At 50.4% G+C, this 4,668-nt stretch carries 4 protein-coding genes; all 4 read left to right on the top strand.

Annotated elements, in window-relative coordinates:
• Positions 1-95: 95 nt before the first annotated feature.
• The 4 genes from DBO31_RS03405 (at position 96) to DBO31_RS03420 (ending at position 4,536) form a co-directional block, all read left to right on the top strand.
• Positions 96-1,037, top strand: a complete 942-nt coding sequence (locus tag DBO31_RS03405) for an AraC family transcriptional regulator (protein WP_150824442.1) — start codon at positions 96-98, stop codon at positions 1,035-1,037.
• A gap of 187 nt (positions 1,038-1,224) precedes the next feature.
• Entirely contained in the window at positions 1,225-3,183 is a 1,959-nt protein-coding gene (locus tag DBO31_RS03410; protein WP_150824443.1) for a TonB-dependent siderophore receptor, read from the top strand.
• A gap of 325 nt (positions 3,184-3,508) precedes the next feature.
• Complete coding sequence (locus DBO31_RS03415; RefSeq protein WP_150824444.1) at positions 3,509-4,132, top strand: MotA/TolQ/ExbB proton channel family protein; 624 nt, start codon at positions 3,509-3,511, stop codon at positions 4,130-4,132.
• A complete protein-coding gene (locus tag DBO31_RS03420) occupies positions 4,132-4,536 on the top strand; it encodes a biopolymer transporter ExbD (protein WP_075582031.1) in 405 nt (134 codons plus the stop codon). The genes DBO31_RS03415 and DBO31_RS03420 overlap by 1 nt, the downstream gene beginning before the upstream one ends.
• Positions 4,537-4,668 lie beyond the last annotated feature (132 nt).

Raw genomic sequence — 4,668 nt, forward strand, 5'->3', positions numbered from 1 at the left:
CAGGCGGAATTTCTCTGGCATGGGTTTACCGGACAGAAAGGGGCACCCCGGCAGTATTACCGGTGGCATGATGGAATGGAAAAGAGGCGGTAGTCATGAAATGGAAAGAGGCATCACAGATCAGGCAGACGGAAGACGATAATCTGACTCTTATGGAAAGTGCGTCCGGCAAGCTGCGCATTGCGGCCTATACCGTATATCCCGGCATCACTTTGCAGTACATTACATCCCATGTGCAGGACGTCACCTTCCCCGCACGGCCCAGACCGGACGTATTTGCCATCAATCATTGTGAAAAGGGCCGGATCGAGTGCCATTTCCAGAACGGGGAATACCTGTATATGGGAAAGGGCGATATGTCCATCGGCTGGCGGGACAGTGCCGGTTACTGCCACAGTGCCTTTTTCCCGTCATCCCACTATCATGGCGTATCCCTGATCGTCCACGTCCCGGAAGCCCAGCCCGTACTGGACCGGCTGCTGACCGATGATTCGCTGGACTTGTCCGGTTTGTGCAGCCGGTTCTGCCATCACAGCCGCTTTGGTATGATCCTGGAAGAAAATACGTCCATGCGCCATTTGTTTTATGAACTGTATCACGTGCCGGAACAGATTCGGAAGCGGTATCTGCGCCTGAAGGTGATGGAAATCCTGCTGTTTCTCACGACACTGGAACCGGTGCAGAAGCAGAACCAGATACAGCTCAATAAAAAACAGGCTGATGCCGTCAAAGCAGTCCATTTCCTGCTGACCCAGCATGTAAAAGAGCGTCTGACCATCAACGAACTGGCACAGCGCGGAGGTCTGGCTGCGACGACGCTGAAACGGTGCTTTAAAGAAATGTACGGCAAGACCATATTCCAGTACATGCAGGAATACCGCGTCAGTGAGGCTGCCCGTCTGCTCATAGAAGGGGAAGAAAGCATTATGGAAATCGCGGCCCGTGTCGGATATGAAAACAGCAGTAAGTTTGCCAAGGCCTTTCAGAAATTTACGGGCCTTACGCCCAGCGTGTACCGGCAGAAACATAAGTCATAACTATCAGGCACGATGATGATGTGCCTGGAGAGGCTGTCTCTATGAGATAGTCTCTCTTTTTTTTGCGAAAAATGTCCAAATGGAGCCGGAAATGTCCGATTGGAGTGGCATACTTATTTGTTTTATGGTATTATTTTATCGTTATTGATTATTAATATCATAAAATAACAGAGGGGTGTATAGGAACATGAATCATCAGTACAAATCATATATGACAGGCATTATTCTGGCTGCGATGGCCATGCCGGCCTATGCGGCAGCTGCTGGTACGGCACAGGCAGATACGCAGAACCTGCTCAGTAAAGACGTCGTCGTCACGGCTACCCGTACAGAAGCCGAAATAAAGACGGTTCCCAATACGGTAGAAGTCATTACGGCCGAAGACATCCAGAAGCTGGGGGCTACCGATGTCTACTCGGCACTGCGGCTGGCAGATAATATACAGATCATGAACACGAGCACTGGATTTGGCCACCGCGTTTCCATGCGCGGCATGGCCAGCAATCAGACTCTGATCCTCATCAATGGTCAGCGTACAGCTATTGAAGATACGGCTACGACACAGAATCTGCTGGCCCTGGACCGGATCAACGTCAATACGATTGAACGCATTGAAATCGTCCGCGGTGCCGCTTCTGCCCAGTATGGTTCCGATGCGCTGGCTGGCGTCATCAATATCATCACCAAGAAATCGACAGGAAAACCGTCGGTCACTGTAGGAGCTACGACCGGTACGACGAACATGCAGAACTATTATCATATCGATTTGGGGAAACAGGGGAAATTCAGCGGCGTTTTTGATATGGATTTCTCTAAAGACCGCCAGTGGACGGAACATAACGTATCGGGACTGCCCATCAAAAACCTGCAGGGGCCAAAACAGAATTATCGCTTCAGCGGGACCTATGAACTGGGCAAGGATAAGAATTTAAATCTCGACCTGGGATATTATAAAGATAAGCTGACCGGCGACTGGAGCCACAAGGAATACAATACCGGTGCCTGGGGCGGTATCATCCGTCTGCAGGATGCCAAACTGGAAACGGAACGGCGCGATGCCAGCCTGAGCCTGACGGGGAAGAATAAAAAAGATGATTATATGATCCGCACATTCTACAGCAAGATGGATAAATTCCGGTTCCTGCCCTATACGGCCCTGGCAAAAGAAACGGGGGAAACCAATACCTACTCCGTCTGGGGCATTGAAGCCAAGAACAGCCATAAAATCAACGGCAGTCATACCCTGACCTATGGCACGGAATATGACCGCTATCTCGTCGAAGGGGTCAATTTCGGCAAAAGCGGCGACAATGGCAAAGACGTCAATACCTATGCCGCTTATATCCAGGATGAATGGCTGGCCGGCAACAAGTGGATCATCATCCCTGCCGTCCGCTACGACAAGCACAGTGAATTCGGCAGCAAAACGACACCGCATCTGGGCGTGACGTATCTTCTCAATGACAACAACCGGTTCAAAGCCAACTGGGGCAAAGGATTCAAGGCCCCGACGGTCAGTGAATTGTATATGGACTACACTCACATGGGCGTCCTGACCATGGGCAATCCGGATCTCCAGCCGGAAGAATCGACGAACTGGGACGTCAGCTATGAATGCGAATGGGGGAAGACCTTTGGCAAGGTGACCTATTTCCACAATACTATCGACAATATGATTTCCACCCATAGTGTCAGTGGTATGCGCGGCGTGAGCGAGTATTACAACATCGACGGCACGACCAAGACCCACGGCATCGAACTGACCCTGGGGCGGAATCTGTCCAAACGCTGGGATATCAAGGCGACGAGCAACTGGACGAGTGCCAGCAATAAGTCGGCGTCAGCGGCTTCGTCAGCTCACGGCGTGGATGGCATAGCCGATAACATCACGACACTGCAGCTTACCTATGATGATCATAAGACCAGCGGATATAATTTCACCATCTGGGAACAGTGGGTCAACAACTATTATGAAAGCGATTCCAACGACAAATATACCTATAACACCCTGAATTTTGTCGTAAACCGCAAATTCAATGACCGGTTCCGCCTGTTTGCCGGCGTAGATAATATTTTCGATAAGAAAATAAATGAAATTTATCTGGACGGGCGCATCTGGCGTGCCGGCATGGAATACCGGTTCTAAAAAGGGTACGCCGTAACCGGCCTGGAAAAATCCGTGGACAGGGAAAAGAAAATGTCCGATTGGAGCAGCCGATGACTAATTGGAGTAGAAAATATTGTTGAGATTTGATATCATGATTACAGGTGATAATTACTATCGATATTAAAAGGAGGATCTTATGCACAAAATCAGAGGAGAAGTAGTCCGGGACGGAACCTGGGAATGCCTGGGATATACAGTGGCCTTGTGGCTGGGATTTGTATCGGTCGTTTCTTTTTTGTTCTGCTGATATGCAGAGGTAATACTACGCCTGAATACGGTATGGATTACAGAAGGAGTGGAAGTAATGGAAGGGTTTTCTTATTTTTTGCATTTGTTTCATAGTGGTGGCATCGTCATGTATCCCCTGCTGCTCTTATCGCTGATTACGGTGGCCATTGCCGTCGAACGGTTTTCCTATTATAAAAAGAACCGCCGCCAGTCGAAGAAGTTCTTTACTGGTGTCCGCCATGCGGCGGCCCATCAGCAATGGGATATGGCCGGTGAAATCTGCCAGAGTTTTCCCACGGCGATCAGCCGCGTCGTAGAACAGGGCCTGCGCAATGACCAGAATGAAAAAGCCATGCGTCATGCCTTTATGGAACGCATGGCAGCAGAAGCCGTCGGGTTCCGCCGCTATCTCGATTATCTCAGCGCCATCGTCACCATCGCCCCGCTCCTGGGGCTGCTGGGAACCGTAACGGGAATGATCAATACCTTCAGTATCCTCGATAATGGTGCCGGTACCGCAGCTATTACCGGTGGCGTCGGGGAAGCACTGGTAGCGACGGCCAGCGGGTTGTGCGTGGCTATCCTGGCGTTCTGCGTCTATACCTATTTCAGCCATCAGCTCGATGTCATCGTGACCGATACGGAAGGCCTGTGCGCCGATGTCCTGAATGCCAAGAAAGAAAGCTGGGGGAGAGCCTGATGTTTCAAGATATGCGCATGAAAAAGAAACCTATTTTCATGATTATCCCCATGATAGATATTATCTTTTTCCTTCTCGTCTTCTTTATGATGAACAGCCTGCAGACTGTGGCCCAGAAAGCACTGTCCGTGCAGCTGCCCCAGGCACAGAGTGCCAGTGCCCCTGTGCAGATGCCCATCATTCTGACCTTGGACAAGGAGGGCCATATTACACTGGACAATAAACCTGTTACCATTGATGAAGCGTCGCAGCTGATGAAACAGCACATGACGGAAAATGCTAACGCTGCCGTCATTCTCCAGGCAGACAAGCAGACGGCACATGGACAGGTCGTAGCCGTCATGGATATGCTGAAAGGAGCCGGCGTGAAACGGCTGGCTATCGCGGCAGAACAGAAGGGATAATACATGACACGGATCATGACATGGAAAAAAGCATATACTATTTCCCTGGCCGTACATGTAGTCGTCGCTGCCGTATTTGTTTTGCTGTGCGCCGGAGCCGTTATCCATCATGAACCGAAGATGGTCGTCATC

Origin of the sequence: Megasphaera sp. DJF_B143 (genome assembly GCF_900320625.1) — a bacterium.
In the GTDB taxonomy this organism is placed as follows: Bacteria; Bacillota; Negativicutes; order Veillonellales; family Megasphaeraceae; genus Megasphaera; species Megasphaera hexanoica.

What these genes read in the sequence shown, in the direction of transcription:
- DBO31_RS03415 (WP_150824444.1), top strand. Translation starts at nt 3,509, where the DNA reads ATGGAAGGGTTTTCTTATTTTTTGCATTTGTTTCATAGTGGTGGCATC.
- DBO31_RS03420 (WP_075582031.1), top strand. Translation starts at nt 4,132, where the DNA reads ATGTTTCAAGATATGCGCATGAAAAAGAAACCTATTTTCATGATTATC.
- DBO31_RS03410 (WP_150824443.1), top strand. Translation starts at nt 1,225, where the DNA reads ATGAATCATCAGTACAAATCATATATGACAGGCATTATTCTGGCTGCG.
- DBO31_RS03405 (WP_150824442.1), top strand. Translation starts at nt 96, where the DNA reads ATGAAATGGAAAGAGGCATCACAGATCAGGCAGACGGAAGACGATAAT.